Below are 20,930 nucleotides of genomic sequence, written 5' to 3' on the forward strand. Positions count from 1 at the left end.
CGTGGGTATCCACACCTATGGAACGAACGGCGTCGACTGGGAGCAGCGGATCGACCTCGACCGGCTGCGCACCGAGCGGCTGGCCAAGCTCCAGGACGAGCTGAACCGCTCCTCGCTCGGCGCGATCCTCGCGTTCGACTTCCCCAATATCCGCTACATGACCGCGACCCACATCGGTACCTGGGCGAACGACAAGCTGATCCGGTTCGCGCTCCTCGTGCGGGACGCCGAGCCGGTCATCTGGGACTTCGGGTCGGCGGCGAAGCACCACCAGCTCTACAACCCCTGGCTCGACCACGCCGGGCCTGAGTCGGCCGACGCGGTCCACGGACCGCATCACGGGGCGACCAGGCCGCAGGGCGGAGCCCGCGCGGGGATCTCCACGCTGCGCGGCGCCTTCCACCCTGGTGCCGGTATCGCCGAGGAGGTCGCCCGCAAGATCAAGGTCGAGCTCGAGCAGCACGGGTTGCTCGGTGAACCGCTCGGCGTCGACGTGATCGAGCTGCCCATCCTCGCGGCGCTGCAGCAGGCCGGCATCCAGGTCGTCGACGGCCAGCAGGTCTTCCTCGAGGCCCGGCGGATCAAGACGCCGGACGAGATCGGGCTGCTCGCCCAGGCCGCTTCGATGGTCGACGCCGCGTACGACCAGCTCTACGAGTTCCTCCGGCCCGGGGTCCGGGAGAACGAGACGGTCGGCCTGGTCAGCAAGGCGCTCTACGACATGGGGTCGGAGTTCGTCGAGGGCGTGAACGCGATCAGCGGCGAGCGGTGCGCGCCGCACCCGCACGTGTACTCCGACCGGATCATCCGGCCGGGCGACCCGGCGTTCTTCGACATCCTGCACAGTTACCTGGGCTACCGGACGTGCTACTACCGGACCTTCGCGGTCGGCAGCGCGTCCCCGGCTCAGCACGACGCCTACAAGATCTGCCGCGAGTACATGGACCAGGCGATCGCCTTGGTGAAGCCCGGTTCGACCACCGCCGACATCGTCTCGGTCTGGCCGACCGCGCAGGAGTTCGGCTTCGCCGACGAGGAGGCCGCGTTCGCGCTGCAGTACGGGCACGGCGTCGGGCTGTCGATCTGGGAGAAGCCGATCTTCAGCCGGCTCGTCTCCCTCGACCACCCCGAGGTCCTCGAGGAGGGCATGGTCTTCGCCCTCGAGACCTACTGGCCGGCCAAGGACGGCTGGTCCGCGGCCCGGATCGAGGAGGAGCTCGTCGTCACCGCCGACGGCTGCGAGGTGATCACGAAGTTCCCCGCCGAGGACCTGCTGGTCGCCGGCAAGCGGTACTACACCACCGGCGGGATGCTGCCGACCCGCCGTGAGTCGCAGTCGCACCTGAACACGGCCGTCTTCAACGGAGAACTGGTATGACGCTGCCACTCGAACGGCACGCGTACGGCGAGCACGACATCGTGCTGCCGGCCGGCACCCACACCGGGTACGACGACGCCGCGATCGACCGGGACACCCGGCTGCTGATGTACCGGCGGCTGCAGGAGATGCGCCAGTTCGAGAAGCGTGCGTACGACCTGTTCATGCAGAACCTGGTCAAGGGCACCACCCACCTGTCCCTCGGGATGGAGGCGGTCGCGACCGGATTCGGTACGGCGATGCGCGCCGACGACTACACGTTCGCGACGTACCGCGGCCACGCGCACACGCTCGCCCGCGGCGTCCCGATGGAAGGCGTCCTCGCCGAACTCCTCGGCCGCTCCAACGGACTGCTCGGCGGCAAGGGTGGATCGATGCACCTCACCAGCGTCGAGCACGGGGTGATGGGTTCGTACGCGATCATCGGTGCGCACCTGACCATCGCGAACGGCGCCGCGTGGTCCGCGCAGTACCGGGACAGCGGCCAGGTCGCGGTCTGCTTCTTCGGTGACGGCACCACCAACATCGGTGCGTTCCACGAGGCGCTGAACTACGCGGCGGTCTTCAAGCTGCCGGTCGTCTTCGTGTGCGAGAACAACCAGTACATGGAGTACACGGCGATCTCCGACATCACCGCCGTACGGCGTCCGGCGGCGGACCGGGCCGGCGCGTACGGGCTCGAGCCGATCGTTGTCGACGGCAATGACGCGGACGCGTGCTACCTCGTGGCCGGCGAGGCGTTCGCGCACGCCCGCTCCGGGCAGGGGCCGGTGCTCGTCGAGGCGCTGACCTACCGGCACGGCGGTCATTCGCGGGCCGATCCGGGCAAGTACAAGCCGTCCGGGGAACTCGAGGCGTGGCTGGATCACGACCCGCTCAAGGTCTACCGCGGCCGCCTCGGCCGGCTCGGGTTCGCCGCCGCGGAGCTGGACGAGATCGACCGGCAGGTCGGCGAGGCCGTGAACGCGGCGACCGAGGCGGCCAAGAACGGGCCGGTGCCGGACCCGGCATCGGCATACACCGACGTATGGGCAGACGGAGGACACTCGTGGCGCAACTGACCTATCGGGAGGCGGTCGCCCGCGGCATCGCCCAGGAGATGCGGCGCGACGAGCGCGTGGTCCTCGTCGGCGAGGACGTGGCCGGCTCCGGCGGCGTCTTCAAGACCACCGCCGGGCTGCTCGACCAGTTCGGCCCGCGCCGGGTGATCGACACCCCGATCTCCGAGCAGGCCATCCTCGGCGCGGCGATGGGTGCCGCGATGACCGGGCTGCGCCCGATCGCGGAGATCATGTTCTCCGACTTCTTCGCGGTCTGCTGGGACCTGGTGGTGAACCAGATGGCGAAGACCCGCTACATGACCAACGGGCAGGTCACCATCCCGTTGGTGGTGAAGAGCGGCAACGGGGGAGCGCTCCGGTTCGGCGCGCAGCACTCGCAGTCGATCGAGAACTGGGCGATGGCGGTGCCCGGGATCAAGGTGGTCACCCCGTCGTGCCCGGAGGACGTGGTCGGGCTGATGGCGGCCGCCGTACGCAGTGACGATCCGGTGCTGTTCTTCGAGCACAAGGGTCTCTACGCCAGCAAGGGCGAGGTGCCCGACGGGATCATCGAGGACGTCCTCGGCGCGGCCAAGGTACGGCGGGCCGGGACCGACGCGACCATCGCCGCGCTCGGGCTGATGGTGCCCAGGGCGCTCGAGGCCGCGGACCGACTCGCGGAACGCGGGATCAGCTGCGAGGTCATCGACGTCCGGTCGCTGATCCCGCTCGACGCCCGGACGATCCTGGAGTCGGTCGGGCGGACCGGGCGGTTGTTCACCGTCGAGGAGAACCCGCGCGCGCTCGGCTGGGGTGCCGAGATCGCGTCGATCGTCAGCGACGAGGGCTTCTGGGATCTCGACGGGCCGGTCGTCCGGATCACCAGCCCGCACGTGCCGCTGCCGTCGGCCGACTCGCTGGAGGACCTCGTCATCCCGTCGGTCGACCGGATCGCCACCGAGATCGAGAAGGCGATGCAGACGTGAGCGTGATGGCACCCCGGCATCGCGTCAGCCCCCGGGCCCGCCGCCTCGCGCGCGAGCACGCCGCGGCCACACCGCTCGCCGGGGAGCAGGCTGCGGCTACAACCCTCGCCGGGGAGCAGGCCTCGACTTTCGCCACGACGCCGGGGAGGGTCGAGCGGCTGTCGCGGCGGCGCAGGGTGATCGCCGAGCGGATGCATCGGTCGTTGCAGGAGTCGGCGCAGCTCACCACGGTCGTGGAGGTCGACCTCACTCACGTGGTCGCGGTCCGCGGTGCGTTGTCCGTGCTGCCGTTCGTCGCCGAGGCCGCCGTACGAATGCTCGGCGAGCATCCGGTGATCAACGCCGAGTTGGACCTCGCCGCTGGAACGATCACCTATCCGGCCTCCGTCGGGCTCGGGATCGCGGTGGACACCGACGAGGGGCTGGTGGTTCCGGTGATCCGGGACGCCGGCGACCTGACCGTCGGCGCGCTCGCCCGCCGGATCGCCGACCTCGCGGCCCGCGCCCGGAACGGTACGGCGACGCCCGACGACTTCGCCGGTGGGTCGTTCACGATCACCAACACCGGCAGCCGTGGCGCGCTGTTCGACACCCCGATCCTCAACGCGCCGCAATCGGCCATCCTCGGCCTCGGCGCCGTCGTACGCCGTCCCGTCGTGCTGTCCAACGGGAACGGCGACGAGCTGATCGGGATCCGGTCGATGGCCTACCTGTCCCTCACCTACGACCACCGGCTGGTTGATGGCGCCGATGCCGCGCGCTACCTCACGTCGGTCAAGGCCCGGCTCGAGAACCCCGGCATCCAGGAGGTTGCATGACCAGCACGCACGAACGGACCGTGGTCTCCGCCGTACCGACCGGGCTGTGGATCGGCGGTGACGTCGTACCCGGTTCACGCGGCACGCTGGAGGTCCACGATCCGGCGACCGGCGACGTACTCGCGGAAGTCGCGGATGCGGACGCCTCCGATGCGTTGGCCGCGCTCGATGCGGCGGTCGCAGCTCGGGCCGACTGGGCGCGGACCGCTCCGCGGGAGCGCGGCGAGATCCTGCGGCGGGCCTTCGAGTTGATGACGGCCCGGGCGGATTCCCTTGCCCTGTTGATGACGCTGGAGATGGGCAAACCGCTGGCCGACGCCCGGGCTGAGGTCGCGTACGCCGCCGAGTTCCTGCGCTGGTACAGCGAGGAGGCCGTCCGTATCGCCGGCCGCTGGTCGGTGGCACCGGATGGGAACAGCCGGCTTCTGACCATGAAGGAGCCGGTCGGGCCGAGCCTGATGATCACACCGTGGAACTTCCCGCTGGCCATGGGCACGCGCAAGGTCGGTCCCGCGGTCGCCGCCGGCTGCACGATGGTCGTCAAACCGGCCGCGCAGACTCCGTTGTCGATGTACGCGTTCGCCGCGTTGATGCGGGAGGCGGGGCTCCCGGACGGCGTACTGAACGTGGTCACCGCGTCCCGCAGCGGCGAGGTGATGGAACCGCTCATCCGCGATCCCCGGCTCCGCAAGCTCACGTTCACCGGATCCACCGCCGTCGGCCGCCGGCTCGTCGAGCAGTCGGCCACCCAACTGCTGCGCGTCTCGATGGAGCTCGGCGGCAACGCGCCGTTCCTGGTGCTCGCCGACGCCGACCTCGACGCCGCGGTCGAGGGAGCGATGGTGGCGAAGATGCGCAACATGGGCGAGGCGTGTACGGCCGCCAACCGGTTCCTCGTCCACGAGTCCGTCGCCGATGACTTCGCCGGCCGGCTCGCCGACCGGATGGGGTCGCTCCGGGTCGGGCGCGGCACCGAGCCGGGCGTCCAGGTCGGGCCGCTCATCGACGAACCCGCCCGGGACAAGGTCAGCGAACTCGTCCAGGACGCCGTCGACGGCGGTGCGAAGGTCCTCACCGGCGGCGGACCGACCAGCCCACCCGGCTGGTTCTACCGACCGACCGTGCTCACCGGCGTGGCACCGGACGCGGCGTGCCTGCGCGAGGAGATCTTCGGCCCCGTGGCACCCATCACCCGCTTCGCCACCACCGACGAGGCGATCCGCCTCGCCAACGACACGGAGTACGGACTGGTCGCCTACGCCTACACCCGCGACCTCACCACCGCCCTCCGCCTGGCCGAGGAACTGGACACCGGCATGGTCGGCCTGAACCGGGGCGTGATCTCGAACGCCGCGGCCCCGTTCGGCGGGGTCAAGCACTCCGGCTTCGGGCGCGAGGGAGGCCCGGAAGGAATCAACGAGTTCCTCGCAACGAAGTACGTCGGCCTGCCCGGATGAATTCAGGCGTATCAAGCGGGCGGGCCGTCGCTCCGTACCAGTGAGTCCGCACCTCGGGTGGAACCGTTCCGCAGAACGGTTGCGGGCTTGAAGAAGGTACGGACATGGACGGTGCGCGTGCGGCCGCGGGGGCCCGCTGGCGCGTCGGTGCCCTGGCGAGTGCTCTGGTGCTCGCCTTCGCGCTGACCGCTACCGGGACGGCTCGTGCGGTGAGTGACGATGCGGACACGCTCCGGCTCGATCGGTCCGAGGGCCCGCCGGGGACGCAGGTCACCGCCACTCTCCGGGGGTACGCCGAATGCCGGGCGGTCGGCGCGAGTGGTTCGCAGGCCGGCGGCGGCCGGGTCCAGATCTTCTTCGAGGGCTTCGAGGAGGCGGTCGGGTCGGCCGTGGTCTCCGCCAGTGGATCGGTCGAGGTGACGTTCGCCGTGCCTGAAGAGGCGACGGCGCAGAAGTACTCGATCGTGTCCCGGTGTGTGACCAACGCGAAGCTGACGGACGACGACGTGTTCGAGGTGAGGCGCGCCGAGGCGCCGGTCGCCCCGCCGTCGGTCACCCCGTCGACGGTCGTGTCGCCGTCGACCAGCCCGTCAGAGGTCGTTTCGCCCTCCGTCACTCCTTCCGAGACGGCTGCGCCGCAGTTGGTGCGCGTTCCCAGGGTGGTCGGGATGAAGGTCGCCGACGCCGAGGCCAAGGCGGCCGCCGTCGGGCTGGTGCTGCGGGTGACGGCCGGTGACGGAGATGTCATCGTCGGGCAGTCCCCGGCGACCGGTTCGATGGTCGGTATCGGCCACGCCGTACGCATCACCGTCGAGCCGGCGGTCGTCGCCACTCCGGTGGCCCCGGTTCCCGATCCGGTCAGCGGTCCGACCGCTGACGCCAGCTCGGCCGAGCCGTTCCCCTGGTTGCGTGGGGGTTTGCTGGCACTCGTCGTACTGGCGTTCTGCGCCGTCACGTACCTCGTCCTGCGGCGCTGGCTGGACAAGCGCTGGGTCCGCAACAAGCTCAAGGTCGTCGTGCCACCGGCTCCACCGGTCGATGCGGCGATCACGGAATCCGAACCGCCGCCACCCGTACCGGTCGTGCGGATCGAGACGCACGCCGACGCAGGCATCCACATTCTCAGGGGGACTGACTGATGACCGAAGCTCGATTGACCGCGAACGTGCTCCTGTTCGGCGCCGGGTCCCAGCGTGCGGAGGCGCTGGGACAGGCGATCAGCGAGCACGACTCCACCCGGACCGCGCTGCGGTCGGTCCGCCGGCTGTCCGGCTCGGCGTCCGTCATGGTCGACCGCCAGGTCGCCACCGCGATGGACGGTCTGCTGGACCTGGATCTCGGCGATGTCCTGATCGCCGCCTGGCAGAAGGACGCGAAGCTGGCCGAGGCTGCCCGCCGTACGCTCACCGGCGACGAGAGCGAGGAGATCGTCCGGCTGCCGTCGCACAGCATCCAGTCCACGTACTCACCGCACGTCGACCTGGCGGTGAACGGCACGCTGGTCCACTGCTTCAGGTTCGTCCTCGAGATCGCCGTCGAGGTGGACGGTCTGGAAGCGGTCGTCCGGGCCGGCAGGCTGGCGACGCTGAGCGGCGGCGAGTGCGTGATGAGGGCGACGCTGAGCCTCGACGGCGTACGACTGGCAGCGGCCCGGCGTACGACCAACCTGGACACGATCGTCGGCCTGCAGTCACCCCGCCCCCTGATCAGGAACGCCGTCGCGGCTTAGGCCGCTAGGTGGTGCAGACCGGCGCCGCGGTCGACTGTTTGGTGAGGAGGAACTGGTCCGTCGCGTTCCGGGCGCAGTCCGAGGTGTAGTACGACGTGTGCCCGTCACCGATGCGGGACAGCACGCTGCTGCCGCGGATCTGGGCGGCCAGGCCGAAGGCCCACTGGTACGAGACGGACGGGTCGTGCGTGGCATGGACGATCAGGGTGGGCACGCCCTTCACATTCAGGCTGCGCTGCGGGTTGGCGACCTTGAAGGGATAGCCGATGCATAGTCCGCCCTGCCAGAACTCCGAACCACCCTGGAGGTGCGGTGCCAGCTGCCGACCCATCTCGATCCGCTGCTGCATCTCGGCGAAGGTGTGGATGTCGGCCTCGTAGTCACCGCAGTGGTTCGCGATCCGGGAGAAGAGGAAGTCGTTCGGGCCCCCGGGTGGTGGGAAGGCGAAGTACTGGGCGTCCCCGGCGACGGCTCGCCGGAGAACTTCGGAGAACACGGGCCACGACAGCTCGCCCGCCAGAACGTTGGGGGTCTTCGCGGCGAGCCAGTTCGGAGTGTTCATCCGGATGTCGTCACCGGTGACAGGGCGCAGGGCTCCCTCGACCGGGATCGGGTTCGCGTCGGCGCTCTTGACGAGGTTGTCGTAGAGGGCGCCGACATCCTGGCCCCGGAGCACGCAATCGGGGGCGGTGTCACACCATTCGGCGAACCGGTCGAACGCCTCCTCGACGGTCTTGATCCCGTCGGCGGTCAGTTGCACCTCCGGGCCGCTGTGGTCGAGGGCCGCGTCCAGGACCATGGCTCGGGTGCGGTTGGGATACAGCTGGGCGTACTGCGCTCCGAGCTGCGTGCCGTAGGACAGCCCCAGCCAGTTCACCTTCGAGGCGCCGAGGGCGATGCGCACTGCCTCGTGGTCGCGGGCAACGCTGACGGTGTCCGCGTGTGCGAACAGCGGTCCGGTCTGCTGCAGGCAGCTCTTCGCGACCGCGCGGTTGTGGGCGACCATTGCGTCGAACTCTTGCTGCGTGCGGGGGAAGAACTGGTATTCGGGGGTCAACGCCGGCACACCGCAGGTGATCGGCGTACTCCCGCCGACGCCTCGCGGATCGACCCCGACGATGTCGAAGCGAGCCCGCAGCGTGGCGGAGAAGAAGGTGTCGGCCGCGATGACGTTGTCCGTCGCGGGGTCTCCCGGGCCGCCCGGGTTGTAGAACAGCGTGCCGATCTTGTGTGCGGGGTCATCGGCCGGACGGCGAGCCACGGCCACGGTGATCTTCGCGCCCTTCGGATCCGACCAGTCCGCGGGCACCCGCAGCGTGCCGCACTCCACCACCGTCGACCCCGGACACGGCGAGAAGGCGATCCGGTACGGCGGTGACGCCGCGCTCTCGGACTCCGCGGCCGATACGAACGCCGTCGAACCCACCCCGAGCACGGCCACCATCAACAGACTGCGAATCTTCATCGCGACACCCCCATCGCACTTCCCCCGACCCTCCTCGCCCCGCCGAACACTGTCAAGACAAGGACCCCGGGAAGACCGTTCCAGCGATCGCTTGACCCATACTTGCCCAAGGCAACCTAGTCTCGACGTCCATTGCGTAACGCGGTGTGGTTGATCGGAGATGAAGGACGTGGGGATGGCGAAGTCACTACGTCAGGGGGAGTTATGGAAGGCATGAGAGTTGATCCTGCTGCGTTGCTGATCGCAGTGATCGCGGTTGGGGTTCAAGCACTGAATGAGGAGGGCGCCTGGGAGCCCATCAACACTGGTACCAGCTTGCTGGTTCTTGTGCTTGTCGTGTGTTATCTCTGGCCCGAGCCGGGCACTCGTTCGCGCTACGTTGTCGGGTTCAGTATTGGAGTCGCCTTCATTACCGGGATCGGACTGGCGTGGCCGGCTCAGGGATTGCTCGGAATCAGTCCGGACGCGGCGACGTACGTGGGCTTCGGCGCTGCCGTCGTCCTGGTCGGTCTGGGGATGTGGCGACGAGCCTGGATCACTGTGCGACTGTCCCGGCTCGCGGTTTCCCTGGGGCTGCGCTCAGCCCCAGGTGAGGATGACCTCCGGCGCTGAATGATGCCGTTGCTCTAGACGCCGCGCGGATGTGCGGTAAGGGGGAGAGGCAGGAAGGTGTGGTGCTGCCAGAGGAGGCGGGACGTTTCCTCTGGGTAGGTGGTGACCGCTGGCGGGGCGTCGAAGAGTTGGGTGAGGCGGTGGGTGGCGTCGTACGGGGGCCAGCCTGGGGTGCCGCGGGTGGCGAAGTCCGTCCAGGCTCGGCGGAACTGGGCGGAGAGGTCTTCCGCGTCCGGGGAAGGCGGGTCGCCGATGAGTACTGCGGGTTGTCCGCTGGTCAGGTTGCCGAAGACGAGAGGTATGTCGAGGCCGTGGCAGGCGCCGAGGCCGCCGCCCAGTCCGGGGGCGGGCCAGGTCAGTTCGTAGAGGTGGGCCTGACCGCCGCCGGTGAGCTGCGCGTCGGCGAGGTGGAGGCTCGGCATGCGGAACAGCCAGTCCTCGTTGACCAGTTCGTACAGTTCCTCGTCGGACGCGGACGGGAACGCCTCGCGGTAGCGGCGTACGCCGTCCGGGCCGGGGGCGAGCATCTGCAGAGCGGTCTCGGTCTGCTCGGGGGTGACCTGGCCGAGGACGCCGTCGATCAGGCTGAACAGCCGGTGTTCGTCGCGGGTGTGACCGACCAGCAGTGCGATGTCCCGGGCGGCGCCGTCGGCCAGTGCCTGCCAAGGGGTTGCCGGTAGGACGTCGCCGTCGACGACCGGTGCGAAGGGGATCGGCCGGTGGGTGATCTGACCCCAGCGCTCCCGCCATTGGATCGTTGTGGCGGAGATCGCGTCGCCCGCGGCGTGCAGCCGGTCCGGGGGCACCGCTGACAGGTCGGACACTGTCGGCCGCAGGCCCAGCTCGGCTGCGCAGGCGGAGGCGATGTCAGCGGCCAACTCGGGGGAGAAGAACGTGCCCGGCACGCTCTGTGCGATCGCTCGGTGGAAGAGCCCGGCGGCGCGCGGCATGGCGAGCAGCGCGGCGACCGATCCGCCGCCGGCCGACTCCCCGAAGACCGTGACCCGGTCCGGGTCGCCGCCGAAGTCCCGGATGTTGTCGCGCACCCACTGCAAGGCCGCGACCTGGTCGAGCAGACCGCGGTTGGCGGGCGCTCCTTCGAGCTGGGCGAAGCCCTCGATCCCGAGGCGGTAGTTGATGGTCAGGACCACGACTCCGCTCCGGGCCAGGCGCCCGCCGTTGTACTCCGGGAGGCTGGAGTTCCCCGTGACATAACCGCCGCCAGGGATCCACACCATCACCGGGAGCCCTGCCGCCGGGTCGAGCTCTGGCGTCCAGACGTTCAGCGTCAACCAATCGTCGCCGGCGATGTCCTGGGAGGTCCCGAGCAAGCCGGACTGCGGTGGCGGTGGTCCGAACGCGACCGCCGGGCGTACGCCGTCCCAGCCGCGCACCGGCTGCGGTGCCGCGAACCGGAGTACGCCGACCGGCGGCTCGGCGTACCGAATCCCGCGAAAGACTGCGAGGCCGGCCTCCCGGCTGCCGCGCAGTACGCCCGCCACCGTGCGAACTTCCGACGACCCGTTGCTGGCCACGTCGCCTTCCTCTCCCTACCCGCGCCGAGCATCCAACGCACGCGATCCGTCAAGCAAGCCAATTACTGCAGGGCGGCGGGGGACTCGGCGTGGGGGATGAGGAGGTGTGAGGTGCCGGTGCCGTCGGCGGGGACTGTCCAGATGTCGGCGTCGTCGGTGCCTCGGGGGATGGCGTAGCCGATGGTGTTGGGGTCCAGCCAGGAGGGTTGGTCGTCGACACTGCGGGTTTCGGCGAGCGGGGTGCGGACGCCGGATGCCAGGTCGAGGACCGACAGGTGCCAGCCCTTGGTGGGGTCGCCGTCGATCGCTGATTTGAAGGCGATGCGCTTGCCGTCGGGGGACAGCGACGGGCATTCCACGTTCTGTGCGATCGTGCGTACGGTCTTGGCGGCGACGTCGCCTTCCACGAGGTAGCGGTGCCCGGCGGTGGACATCGTGGCGTAGAAGTGGTTGTCGTCGGCGGCGAACGTGATGCCCCAGAAGTTCAGGTCGGCTGCGGTGTAGGGGTGGCCGTCGAGCGTGACGGAGAGGAACTCGAGCGAGTCGAGCGTCTCCTCGCTCTTCAGGTCGATCAGCCCGGCGCGGGTGGAGAACCGTCCGTGATTGTAGGAGTCGCCGGCGACGAACACGGTCCAGGCCACCATGCGCCCGTCCGCGGAGACGCGCGTACGGTTCGGGACGCCGACGAGCGGGATCGCCTTCTCCACCTGGAGATTCTGGTCGAGGATCGCGGCCTGGAAGGTGCTGAGCGCGCCGTCCTGGCGCAGACACACGCCGGTTCCTCCGGCGGCGTACACCCGCAGGCAGCTCAGTGTTGACACCGAGCGTGGCCCGTCCGGATGGTCCTTGGCCACCACCGCCAGGTGACCCTTGCTGTCGGGCTCAGTACTGCGGAACAGGATCCGCGGCCCGGCCGCGAGGCTCAGCCCATTGGCCGCGGCGGCCACCGGTGTGTGCTCACGTGTCACCGCGACCGCGCCGTACCCGATGGCGACCGCGGTCAGCAGCAACGCCCCGAGTACGGCGACCAGCACGCGCCGCGTCACGCCTGCTCCTCTGTGGACGTGTTTGGTATACCACGGAGCAGCAGGGCCACCACGAGCATCGCCACCGCGACCAGGGCCGCAGCGATCCGGGTCGCGCTCGCCGGTCCCCACACGGTCCACGCCAGTCCGAACAGCACCGACGAGAGGAGGTATGCCAACGCTTGGCCGGTCTGGATCAGCGCGATTCCCGTTGTGCGCAAGGCGGTTGGCAGCGCCGGTCCCGCCAGGGCGATCAACACACCGTCGGTGGATGCGTAGAAGACGCCGTACAGCGCGAGCACCACCACGAGCAGCGGCCAGCCGCCGAACGGTCCGAACAGCAGGAGGTATACCAAAAGGAGCGCGGTGTAGCCGCCGAGCACGACCTTCAGCCGGCCGATCTTGTCGGCCAGCACACCCAGCGGCGCGGCCAGCACCAGGTAGGAGAGATTGGTGCCCACGGCAAGCAACGGGAACCAGCCGATGCTCAGCTCCTCCCGCCGCTGCAGCAGCAGGTAGACGAAGCCGTCGCCGATGGTCACCATCCCGGCCAGTCCCGCAGCGAGCACCAGCCGCCGTACGGGCGCCATCCGCAGCAGGCCGCGCAACGCGGAGGGCGTCACCGTTCCCTTGGCCGGCTGTTCGTCGCGGTGGTCCCGCACGAACAGCACGAGCACGAGTACTCCGAAGGCGGCGATGCAGAAGCTCGCCACGAACACTGCGTCGTACGCCTGGCCGGTGGCGGCCAGGATGCCGAGTGCGACCAGCGGCCCGGTGAAGGCCCCGATGGTGTCCATCATCCGGTGGACGCCGAACGCCCGGCCGTACAGCTGCGGCGGCGTCGACAGGGTGATCAGCGCGTCGCGTGGCGCCGTCCGCAAACCCTTGCCGGTCCGGTCGATCGCGATCACCGCGCCGAGTGCGCCGACAGCGTTGCCCGCGGCAAGCAATCCCAGTTTAGCCGCGGCCGACAGTCCGTAGCCGAGCCCTGCGATGAGCTTGCGGCGGCGAGCTCGGTCGGCGACGTACCCACCGACCAGCCGGAGCACAGCGGTCGCACCGGTGTATGTGCCGTCGATCACGCCGTACAGGGCAGGGCTCAGGTGCAGGCCGAGCACGAGGTATACCGGAAGCACCGCGGTCACCATCTCCGAGGAGATGTCGGTGACCAGGCTGACCGCGCCGAGCGCGAAGACGTTGCCGCTCACCAGCAGCATCGCCCGCCGGCGGAGCGGTTTGCCGGCGTGCGGCTGGTCGATCGTGGACAGGTACATGGGCCACCTCCGGGGAGTGAGTCCGCTCGCGGACGTACGACGTACGCCCGCGAGCGGATCGGGGTCAGTTCCAGACGTTGGTGATCTCTGACGCCGAGTTGAGGTGGGAGAGCCCGTACGCGCTCTCGATGGTGCTCAGCACGTTGTAGTGGTTGATCTGGTTGGAGAACGAGCCGACCTGGGTGTGGGCGCCGACGAACGTGGTGAAGATGTGGTTCGACGAACCGCCGTTGTCCTCGTCGAACGTGACGATCAGCAGGCTGTTGTGCGTCTTGGCCCACTGCGCGTACGCGTCCAGGTTGTTCTTCAGCCAGGTGTCACCGGTGCCGACCGAGCAGTCGTGCATGTCGTTGCACATGTTCGGGGTCACGTACGACACGGTGGGAAGGCTGGCGTAGTTCGCCGAGCTCGGGAAGGTGCTGAACCGGACGTTGCTGGCCGCGGGCACGCTGGTGAAGTTGACCCAGCCGTTGTGCTTGCGCCTGTACTGGCCGCTCGAGCAGCCGGTGTACCCGTCGGAGGGCATGCTCTCGGAGTAGCCCTTGAAGGTCTTGCCCGCGGCGATCAGCTGCTTGCCGAGGTTGTTGCCGCTGTAGGTGTGCGGGCAGCTGTCGTCGGTGACGCCCTGGGTCGACCCGGAGAAGATCGCCAGGTAGTTGGGCTCGCTGGGGTGGGTGACGCCGTACGCCTGGGTGAACTTCGCGCCCTGGGCGGCCAGGCTGTTGAAGTAGGGGGCGCTGGAGCTGCCGTTGATCTGCGAGTACGCGTGGTTCTCGAACTTCACCAGCACGATGTGATCGAACGCCGGCACGCTCGTCGCCGCTTGCGCGGTCGGCGAGGTGGCAGTACTGATCACCGCCGTCGCCGAACCGATCAGAGCCGCGGCCGCCACCACCGCGACCGCAATGCGCTTCCGTATCACGAATCCTCCTCACAAGGATGGGCCGGCCCCGATCGCCGTCAGGGCCGCGCCAATTCTGCGAGCCCCCGACCGCCCCCCACCCAACCCCGCGAGCACCCCAGATGTGCGAGAGGTGAACACCGAACGATCGCCGAGAAGAACCACCCGCTCGCACACCGTGACGGTGGGCCGTCCTAGCTGAGGGGCGGGTTGCGGGGGTAGGGGGCGTGGGCTAGCTCGTGGGCGGGGAGGAGCTGGGCGGCGACGAGGTGTGCCGGGGTGAAGCGGGCGATGCGGCCGGTGTTGGCGTCGTCGCCGGGGCGGCCCTTGGGGCCCCATTCGATGGAGGTGGTGCCGGAGAGGTGGAGGGTGCGGCCGGTGGGGAAGTCGAAGAAGAGCAGCGCGGCCTCGGGGTTGACCTCCAGGTTGCCGAAGCTGTTGAAGAGGTTGTTGCCCTGGTAGTCCGGCCACCACAGGCCCCTGTCGTCGACGCGGACGAAGCCGGGTGGGCCGCCGCGGTGTGAGGTGTCGGCGCCGCGCTCGGGGTTGATCGTCCCGAGGAAGAACGTGTCCGCGTGGCGGATCAGCTCGACGTCCTCCGGGGCGAGCGTCGTGTCACGCCGTACGTCGGCCTTGCCCGGGCGGGCGTCGTCGGGCGCGAGGAGCCGCTGCTGGATGTACTGCGGGCAGTTGCCGAACGCCTGCTCGATCTCGACGACCAGCGACCCGCCGGCCGCGGTCAGCGTCCCGTTGAGCCGCACCCGCCGTCGCGCGGCGAACTCGATCGCCGTCATCCCGATCTTCTGCCCCGCCGCGATCCCGTGCAGCGGGTCGCCCTCGACCGGCGACGCGTGGACGGCGACCTCGGTCGCCGATCGCACCTCGATGAACCCGGCCGGCCCCGTCAGCGGTGACGTCCACAGCCGGCCACCACCGTCGCGACCCGTGATGACCAGGAAGGTCCGATCGGCCAGGAAGCCGGCGATCCCGCGCGACAGTTGCACCGGCTCGAGCATCGGCGACAACCGCGCCGCCTCCTGCCCCGTGCCGGCCTTGCGCTGCACCGCCAGCTCCCCGGCATGAAAGCCCACGTCGCCCATGTGATCTCCCTCACGGATGAACAACTACCTATCCGTTAGAAGTTGTAGCCGATTCTTCTAACGGATGCAAGCCGGTTTATCCGTGATAATGTTTCTCCCGTGCCCGCACGCGCCTGGTTGCTCCCCGACGAGCCGACCCCGATCCGCCTGACCGCCACGATCTGGGCCGACACCGCCGGCCGGCACGACGACTTCACCGAACCGGCCGACGTCGATGCCTGGCTGGACGCGGTCGGCCTCGACCGTCAGGGCGCCGAGGCCACGCCGGCCGAGTTCCGCCGCGCCGTCCACCTCCGCGACGCCGTACGCCGCCTCGCCGCCTACGTCACCGCCGACGAACGCCCGGCCACGTCCTCGATGACCGTCGAGCAAGCAGTCGGCACGCTCAACACCGCGGCCACCAAACTCCCGCCGACCCAACTCCACCTCACCAAGCACGGCCTCCACCTGGCGGCCGCTCCCACCGCTTCCCCGATCACCACAGCCCTCGCCCACGTCGCCCGCGAGACCCAGCACCTCGTCACCGACGAGGGCACAACCCTCCGCGCCTGCTACGCCCCCGGCTGCGTCCTCTACTTCGCCAAAACCCACCCCCGCCGCGAGTGGTGCTCCATCTCCTGCGGCAACCGAACCCGAGCCGCCCGCCACTACCAATCCATCCGCAAGGCCACGCGCTGACGGACTGTCGTTGCGTAGAGCAACGGTTAGCGGGCGGCCAAGGTGTTCACGAAGGTGGCGGCTGCTTCGTGGTCAGGGGTGGTTCCGGGTTCCAGGGGAGGACGTTGCCGGTGCGTACGGCGGGGACCCTGGACCATCCGGTGATGGTGGACAGGGCGTCGGCGAGGAGGCGGAGGCTGGGCCAGTACGCCGGGTTCGCGACGTACGCGTGCGTCGGAGTGCCGCCGGAGAGCGCCACCACCTCGAGCGAGGACTGGTGGTCGAGCCGGGCGAGCGCCGAGGTCAGGTCCGCCTCGGAGTCCTGCAGGTCGGGGGTAGCAGCCAAAGACCGCGCGAGTTCGTGGAAGCGGCCGATGACCGACTCGAGAGTGCGGTCCCCATGCTGTCCCCTCTCCTCGCCGGACCTGACACGCAGGGTCATCGTCGCCGCGCCGTCGGTTGCGGAAACCTACTGGTGGCCGGACTTTCGGGCGATCCCCGAGGAGTCCGAGCTCGCCAGCGGCGCGCGCCGTCTCCTGGTCAACGACCGCCAGATCCCCAAGGACCGCATCTAGAACCCGGAGCTGCTCCGGGTGTTGCGGGGTGGCGGCCTCTACGGGTACTGGCGGTCCACGCCAGCCTGACGACACCGGCTGGAGTGCGGCTCTACGATGGCGACACGATGACGCCTACTCAGCTCCGCGCGTTCTCTGCCGTTGTCCGCCTCGGTTCGGTGAAGGCCGCTGCCGTCGAACTCCAGGTCACCGAGGCAGCTGTCTCGCTGCACGTCGCCCAACTGCGCAAGGAGCTCGGGGACCAGCTGTTCACCCGGACCGCGTCGGGCCTCGCTTTCACTCCCGGCGGACTGCGGCTGGCCAGCCGCGCCGTCGAACTACTCGGACTGCAGAACCGAACGATCCAGGAGGTGAGTCAGGCCGGTCGCGGCCGGCGGCTGATGCGGATCGCGTCCTCGACGTTGTTCGCGGAACATGCCGCGCCGGGCCTGATCGAGTTGTTCGCCGGCCGGGCCGACGACCTGGACGTCGAGCTGAGCGTGCACCATCCGCGCGAGTTCGCGGCCCTGCTGTCCGAACGCTCGGTGGACGTTGCCCTAGGCCCTGTTCCGCCGGACCTGCCGGAGTCGATCCGGCGGATTCCGTTCCTCAACTACCGCCTGGTCGTCGTCGCCGGCAGTGCGCATCCCGCGGCGATCGGCCCGGCCCGGCCGGCGTTGCTGCGGGAGCAGACCTGGTTGCTGGGGCCCTCGGCGGTCACGGACGGCGCGGTCGCGGCGATGCTGCGCAAGCTGGAGGTTCCGGAGTCGCGGCAACGGATCTTCCAGAGTCACGCGGCCGCGATCGAGGAGGCCAAGCGTGACGGGGGAGTCGCGGTCGCACTCTCGTCCGCGGCCGCCGGTGACGTGTCGAGTGGCCGGCTGACGATCGTCACCGGTCGTGGACTGACGATGAGCGGGGTCTGGAGCGCGATGACGCTGCCCGCGCATGCCGTCGTACCCGCCGCCGCCGAGTTGACTCGGTTCATCACCACGCCGCGCGCCACCCAGGCGATGCTGCGGGGAGCAGGGGTGACAATCGGGCATTTCCGGCCGTCGATCCACGTCACCTTGTGGAGTTGACCACCTCGGCTAGGGCGTCGAGGGTGTTGCCGGGCAGCAGTGCGTCGCAGTAGGGGAGCGCGGCGACCAGAGCGCCGGTGAGCGGCTGGTAGCCGGGTACGGCGACGCGTGGGTTCAGCCAGATCACTCGATGGGCGCGCCGGGCCAGTCGTGCCATGGTCCGCGCCAGCTGCCCGGGGTCGTCGCTGTCCCAGCCGTCGGAGGCGATGATCACCACCGCACCACGGACGAGTGCGCCGTACCTCGACTTCAGCAGCGTGCCCAGGTTGGTGGCGATCCGGGTCCCGCCGAAGCGGTCCGCGACCAGGTGTGTCGCCTGGTCGACGGCCACGGTGACGTCGCGATGCGCGAGTACGGCGGTGAGCCGGGTCAACGTGGTCCCGAACGCGAACACCTCCGCGTCGGCGCTGATCGTTGCCGCGCGCATCAGATGCAGGTACGGCGTGATGAAGGCCTGCATCGACTGGCTGACATCGCACAGCATGACCAGTCGCCGGGGCTTGTGGACGGGCCCGGTACGAACCAGCTCGGTGGGCTCCCAGCCGGTACTGCGTGAGCGTGCCATCGTGGCCCGCAGATCGATCATCGTCCCGCGGCTGCGCGTCGCGAAGCGGCGGGTACGACGAGTCGGCCAGTGCTCGCGGGCGCTTTCGAGCCAGGCACCGACCTCCGCCAACTGCACCGGGTCGAGCGCATCGAACGGGGTGTCGTGCAGCCCGGCCAGTGCGCTCGGAAGCCGTTCGGGTACGGCGAGACCGGTGTTCGCGTCGTCGGCGCGGCCGGTGGCCGCGGGCATGGTGATCCACGGCAGCCCTGCGCCGTCCTGAGCCGCCGACGTCGGTGACGAGGTGTGGCCGGCAGCTCGCGCAAGGGGGGAGTCGAGTGGCCGGCGCCGGGCCTGCGGGTCGACCGGGATGATCGCGTCGGTGAAGACGGCGGCGAACACGGCGTCGTACTTGTCGAGATCCTGCCGGCGGCGAACCAGGGTGACCCGCCCGAGCCAGTACAACCGGCGCCGGTCGGGAGCCGGGATCACGGTCAGGGCCTCGGTGAAGATCTCCGTCGCGGTGAGATCGACGGCAGCTCCTGCTCGCCGCAGCCGTTCCGAGAACGCCACGGCGAAGGCCGCGCGGTCCACCGCGCGGAAGAGGGCAGCCTCATCGGACAAGGAAGTAGATCACCACACCCACGACCACGACGCCCACGAGCACAGGCACCACTCGTCGAGCCACCGACCCACCTGCCAGCTGCATAAGATCGAGCGGAGCCGGCTCCTCGGCGCTGCCCGGAGCCGCGGCCGAGGGTTCTGCCTGATCCGCCGCCACCGTGCCGGCCGCTTGGCCGGCTGCATGCTCGGGTGCCTGCCCGTCGCTCGCCGCGGAGTGCTGCGCCGGAGCCGGTGCGGTCGCTTGTTCTGCCCCTGAGCCCAGCGCGCCCGCCGCCAGCTTGGCCTCCAGGCAGGTGGTGAACTCGCCGAGGAGTTTTTCGGAGACCTGCTTGATCATGCTGCTGCCGAACTGGGCGACCTTGCCGGAGATGGTCAGGTCTGTGTCGACACTCACCACGGTGCCGGCCGGATCGGGCCTGAGGTCCGCGGTGATCCGGGCGGACGCGTTCCCGGCCCCGCGAGAGTCTTTGCCCTTGGCATCGATCACCGCGTGGTGCGTCGCATCGTCCTTCGTGGTGAACCGGGCGGTGCCGCCGAAGTCGCTGATCACCGGTCCGAGCTTGACCCGGACCTTGCCCTGGTAGGTCTCGCCGTCGAACCCGGTCAGGCTCGCGCCCGGCATACACGGCGCGATCGCCTCGAGGTCGGTCAGCACCGCCCAGGCCTCGGCCGGCGGTACGCTCACGGTGAACTCGTGGGTGATCTTCATGCTGTGCCCTCGCTCGGTTCGAACAGTTCGGTCATGGCATCCACGTCGTCGGGCGACTTGGCGATCGCCGACAGGGTCCGGAGCGCGTCGTCGCGGCCGAGCGAGCTGACACCGAGGGCGCTCAGCGCGGCCACCCAGTCGATCGTCTCGGCCAGCCCCGGCGGTTTGTCGAGATCCAGCTGCCGTGCCCGCCCGACGAAGTCGGTGACGCTGCGGACCAGCGGTTCGGCGGCTGCCGGGATCCGGCGCCGGACGATCCGGACCGCGCGCTCGGGAGACGGGAACTCGATCCAGTGGTAGAGACACCGGCGCCGGAGCGCGTCGTGCAGCTCGCGGCTGCGGTTCGAGGTGAGGACGACGTACGGCGGCCGCGCGGAGGCGAACGTCCCCAGCTCGGGGATCGTCACCGACGCCTCGCCGAGGAACTCCAGCAGCAGCGCCTCGAACTCGTCGTCGGCCCGGTCGATCTCGTCGAGCAGCAGCACCGGTGGCACCGGTCCGGTCGCCGTCACGCTGCGCAGGATCGGCCGCTCGATCAAGAACTCGGCGGTGAACAGGTCGGCGTCCTCGAGCCGGTCGTGCCGGGATTCGGCCAGCCGGATCGCGAGCAGCTGACGCTGGTAGTTCCACTCGTACAAGGCTTCTCGCGCGGTGAGCCCTTCGTAGCACTGCAACCGGATCAGCGACGTGCCGAGGACCGTCGCCAGCGTGAGCGCCGACGTCGTCTTACCGACCCCTGGCTCACCTTCGAGCAAGAGCGGCCGGGGGAGGGTCGTGGCGAGGTAGAGCGCCGTCGCGGTGCCGTCGTCGAGCAGGTGCCCGGCCTCGTCGAACCGCGTGACGACCTCCTCGGGATCCCGGAACGGCGCCGTCATCCGAGCAGGCTTTCGTAGTCGGCCCAGGTGTCCACGTCGGCCGGTACTTCCGCGTCGACCGGAACCTCGATGACCGCATGACGACCCGACTCGATCAGCCGCCAGATCCCCTTGTCCCCATGCAGGTTCGCCAGCTCGGGAAACACCGACCGCGCGAACCAGAAGGGATGACCGATGCCGTCGCGGTACCGGCAGACAGCGATCGGCGCCTCCGGTCGGATCACCGCCCGGGCCGACTGAGCGCTGACTCCGGGTTGATCGCCCAGCAGGAGTACGACGCCGGCCGAGCGGACATCGATCGCGCCGAGTGCGGTGACGATCGACGACGAGCAGCCGGTGCCGTAGGACGGATTGAGCACGACCTCGGTCCCCGTCAGGTCGACCACCTCCCGGACCTGCTCGGCGGCACCCCCGAGGGTGACGAGCAACTGGTCGAACGCGCACGCCCGCGCGGTCCGCAGTACGGCGTCCAGCAAGGTCATGCCGCGATAGGGCAGGAGTTGCTTCGGTTGACCCAACCGCTGCGACCCTCCCGCCGCGAGCACGAGTCCGGTGACGAACATGC

21 protein-coding genes are annotated in these 20,930 nt (G+C 69.6%); 10 read left to right on the forward strand and 11 right to left on the reverse strand.

What is annotated here, in order from left to right; genetic code table 11:
• The first annotated feature begins 1 nt into the window (after window position 1).
• From ACZ6O0_RS36125 to ACZ6O0_RS36155, 7 genes are all read left to right on the forward strand, one after another.
• Window positions 2–1,378 (forward strand): M24 family metallopeptidase, encoded by a 1,377-nt coding sequence (locus ACZ6O0_RS36125; protein ID WP_465769543.1) that lies wholly within the window; start codon window positions 2–4, stop codon window positions 1,376–1,378.
• Entirely contained in the window at window positions 1,375–2,439 is a 1,065-nt protein-coding gene (locus ACZ6O0_RS36130) for a thiamine pyrophosphate-dependent dehydrogenase E1 component subunit alpha (RefSeq protein ID WP_465769544.1), read from the forward strand. The genes ACZ6O0_RS36125 and ACZ6O0_RS36130 overlap by 4 nt, the downstream gene beginning before the upstream one ends.
• On the forward strand, window positions 2,427–3,404 hold the full coding sequence (locus ACZ6O0_RS36135) for an alpha-ketoacid dehydrogenase subunit beta (RefSeq protein ID WP_465769545.1): 978 nt from the start codon (window positions 2,427–2,429) through the stop codon (window positions 3,402–3,404). Before ACZ6O0_RS36130 ends, ACZ6O0_RS36135 begins: the two co-directional genes overlap by 13 nt.
• Before the next feature lie 5 nt (window positions 3,405–3,409).
• Window positions 3,410–4,222, forward strand: coding sequence for a 2-oxo acid dehydrogenase subunit E2 (locus tag ACZ6O0_RS36140; RefSeq protein WP_465769740.1), 813 nt, complete (start codon window positions 3,410–3,412; stop codon window positions 4,220–4,222).
• Window positions 4,219–5,679 carry an NAD-dependent succinate-semialdehyde dehydrogenase gene (locus ACZ6O0_RS36145; protein ID WP_465769546.1) on the forward strand — a complete coding sequence of 487 codons (1,461 nt, stop codon included), beginning with the start codon at window positions 4,219–4,221 and terminating at the stop codon, window positions 5,677–5,679. Before ACZ6O0_RS36140 ends, ACZ6O0_RS36145 begins: the two co-directional genes overlap by 4 nt.
• A gap of 104 nt (window positions 5,680–5,783) precedes the next feature.
• Window positions 5,784–6,818, forward strand: coding sequence for a PASTA domain-containing protein (locus ACZ6O0_RS36150; protein ID WP_465769547.1), 1,035 nt, complete (start codon window positions 5,784–5,786; stop codon window positions 6,816–6,818).
• Window positions 6,818–7,408, forward strand: a complete 591-nt coding sequence (locus ACZ6O0_RS36155) for a hypothetical protein (RefSeq protein ID WP_465769548.1) — start codon at window positions 6,818–6,820, stop codon at window positions 7,406–7,408. The genes ACZ6O0_RS36150 and ACZ6O0_RS36155 overlap by 1 nt, the downstream gene beginning before the upstream one ends.
• Before the next feature lie 4 nt (window positions 7,409–7,412).
• Here ACZ6O0_RS36155 and ACZ6O0_RS36160 read toward each other — a convergent pair whose 3' ends face one another.
• Window positions 7,413–8,873 carry an alpha/beta fold hydrolase gene (locus tag ACZ6O0_RS36160; protein WP_465769549.1) on the reverse strand — a complete coding sequence of 487 codons (1,461 nt, stop codon included), beginning with the start codon at window positions 8,871–8,873 and terminating at the stop codon, window positions 7,413–7,415.
• 234 nt (window positions 8,874–9,107) lie between these two features.
• On the opposite strand from ACZ6O0_RS36160, the gene ACZ6O0_RS36165 reads away from it, so the two are divergent.
• Window positions 9,108–9,485, forward strand: a complete 378-nt coding sequence (locus ACZ6O0_RS36165) for a hypothetical protein (RefSeq protein WP_465769550.1) — start codon at window positions 9,108–9,110, stop codon at window positions 9,483–9,485.
• Window positions 9,486–9,499: 14 nt separating this feature from the next.
• Here the strand turns inward: ACZ6O0_RS36165 and ACZ6O0_RS36170 are convergent, their stop codons facing one another.
• The 5 genes from ACZ6O0_RS36170 to ACZ6O0_RS36190 form a co-directional block, all read right to left on the reverse strand.
• Window positions 9,500–11,020 (reverse strand): carboxylesterase/lipase family protein, encoded by a 1,521-nt coding sequence (locus ACZ6O0_RS36170; RefSeq protein WP_465769551.1) that lies wholly within the window; start codon window positions 11,018–11,020, stop codon window positions 9,500–9,502.
• A 62-nt stretch (window positions 11,021–11,082) separates the two neighbouring features.
• On the reverse strand, window positions 11,083–12,066 hold the full coding sequence (locus ACZ6O0_RS36175) for a TolB family protein (RefSeq protein ID WP_465769552.1): 984 nt from the start codon (window positions 12,064–12,066) through the stop codon (window positions 11,083–11,085).
• Window positions 12,063–13,319 (reverse strand): MFS transporter, encoded by a 1,257-nt coding sequence (locus ACZ6O0_RS36180; protein ID WP_465769553.1) that lies wholly within the window; start codon window positions 13,317–13,319, stop codon window positions 12,063–12,065. Before ACZ6O0_RS36180 ends, ACZ6O0_RS36175 begins: the two co-directional genes overlap by 4 nt.
• Window positions 13,320–13,383: 64 nt before the next feature.
• Window positions 13,384–14,241, reverse strand: coding sequence for an alkaline phosphatase family protein (locus ACZ6O0_RS36185; RefSeq protein ID WP_465769554.1), 858 nt, complete (start codon window positions 14,239–14,241; stop codon window positions 13,384–13,386).
• Window positions 14,242–14,414: 173 nt separating this feature from the next.
• Entirely contained in the window at window positions 14,415–15,320 is a 906-nt protein-coding gene (locus ACZ6O0_RS36190; RefSeq protein ID WP_465769555.1) for a pyridoxamine 5'-phosphate oxidase family protein, read from the reverse strand.
• A 99-nt stretch (window positions 15,321–15,419) separates the two neighbouring features.
• On the opposite strand from ACZ6O0_RS36190, the gene ACZ6O0_RS36195 reads away from it, so the two are divergent.
• Window positions 15,420–15,998, forward strand: a complete 579-nt coding sequence (locus ACZ6O0_RS36195; RefSeq protein ID WP_465769556.1) for a CGNR zinc finger domain-containing protein — start codon at window positions 15,420–15,422, stop codon at window positions 15,996–15,998.
• Window positions 15,999–16,044: 46 nt separating this feature from the next.
• Here ACZ6O0_RS36195 and ACZ6O0_RS36200 read toward each other — a convergent pair whose 3' ends face one another.
• Window positions 16,045–16,419, reverse strand: coding sequence for a hypothetical protein (locus ACZ6O0_RS36200; RefSeq protein ID WP_465769557.1), 375 nt, complete (start codon window positions 16,417–16,419; stop codon window positions 16,045–16,047).
• 240 nt (window positions 16,420–16,659) lie between these two features.
• Here ACZ6O0_RS36200 and ACZ6O0_RS36205 point away from each other — a divergent pair, with 240 nt between their 5' ends.
• Entirely contained in the window at window positions 16,660–17,613 is a 954-nt protein-coding gene (locus ACZ6O0_RS36205) for a LysR family transcriptional regulator (RefSeq protein ID WP_465769558.1), read from the forward strand.
• Here the strand turns inward: ACZ6O0_RS36205 and ACZ6O0_RS36210 are convergent.
• Genes ACZ6O0_RS36210 through ACZ6O0_RS36225 form a run of 4 tightly spaced genes read right to left on the reverse strand, consistent with a single transcriptional unit; the run spans window position 17,597 to window position 20,928 of the window.
• Entirely contained in the window at window positions 17,597–18,781 is a 1,185-nt protein-coding gene (locus ACZ6O0_RS36210; RefSeq protein WP_465769559.1) for a vWA domain-containing protein, read from the reverse strand. The two genes, ACZ6O0_RS36205 and ACZ6O0_RS36210, sit on opposite strands and share 17 nt — an antisense overlap.
• The gene (locus tag ACZ6O0_RS36215; protein ID WP_465769560.1) at window positions 18,771–19,490 is read right to left on the reverse strand and encodes an SRPBCC family protein; all 720 of its coding nucleotides are present in this window, start codon (window positions 19,488–19,490) and stop codon (window positions 18,771–18,773) included. The genes ACZ6O0_RS36210 and ACZ6O0_RS36215 overlap by 11 nt, the downstream gene beginning before the upstream one ends.
• Window positions 19,487–20,365, reverse strand: coding sequence for an AAA family ATPase (locus ACZ6O0_RS36220; protein ID WP_465769561.1), 879 nt, complete (start codon window positions 20,363–20,365; stop codon window positions 19,487–19,489). Before ACZ6O0_RS36220 ends, ACZ6O0_RS36215 begins: the two co-directional genes overlap by 4 nt.
• On the reverse strand, window positions 20,362–20,928 hold the full coding sequence (locus ACZ6O0_RS36225) for a nucleotidyltransferase family protein (RefSeq protein WP_465769741.1): 567 nt from the start codon (window positions 20,926–20,928) through the stop codon (window positions 20,362–20,364). The genes ACZ6O0_RS36220 and ACZ6O0_RS36225 overlap by 4 nt, the downstream gene beginning before the upstream one ends.
• Window positions 20,929–20,930: the final 2 nt, after the last annotated feature.

The sequence above is a fragment of the Kribbella sp. NPDC048837 genome (assembly GCF_055586945.1).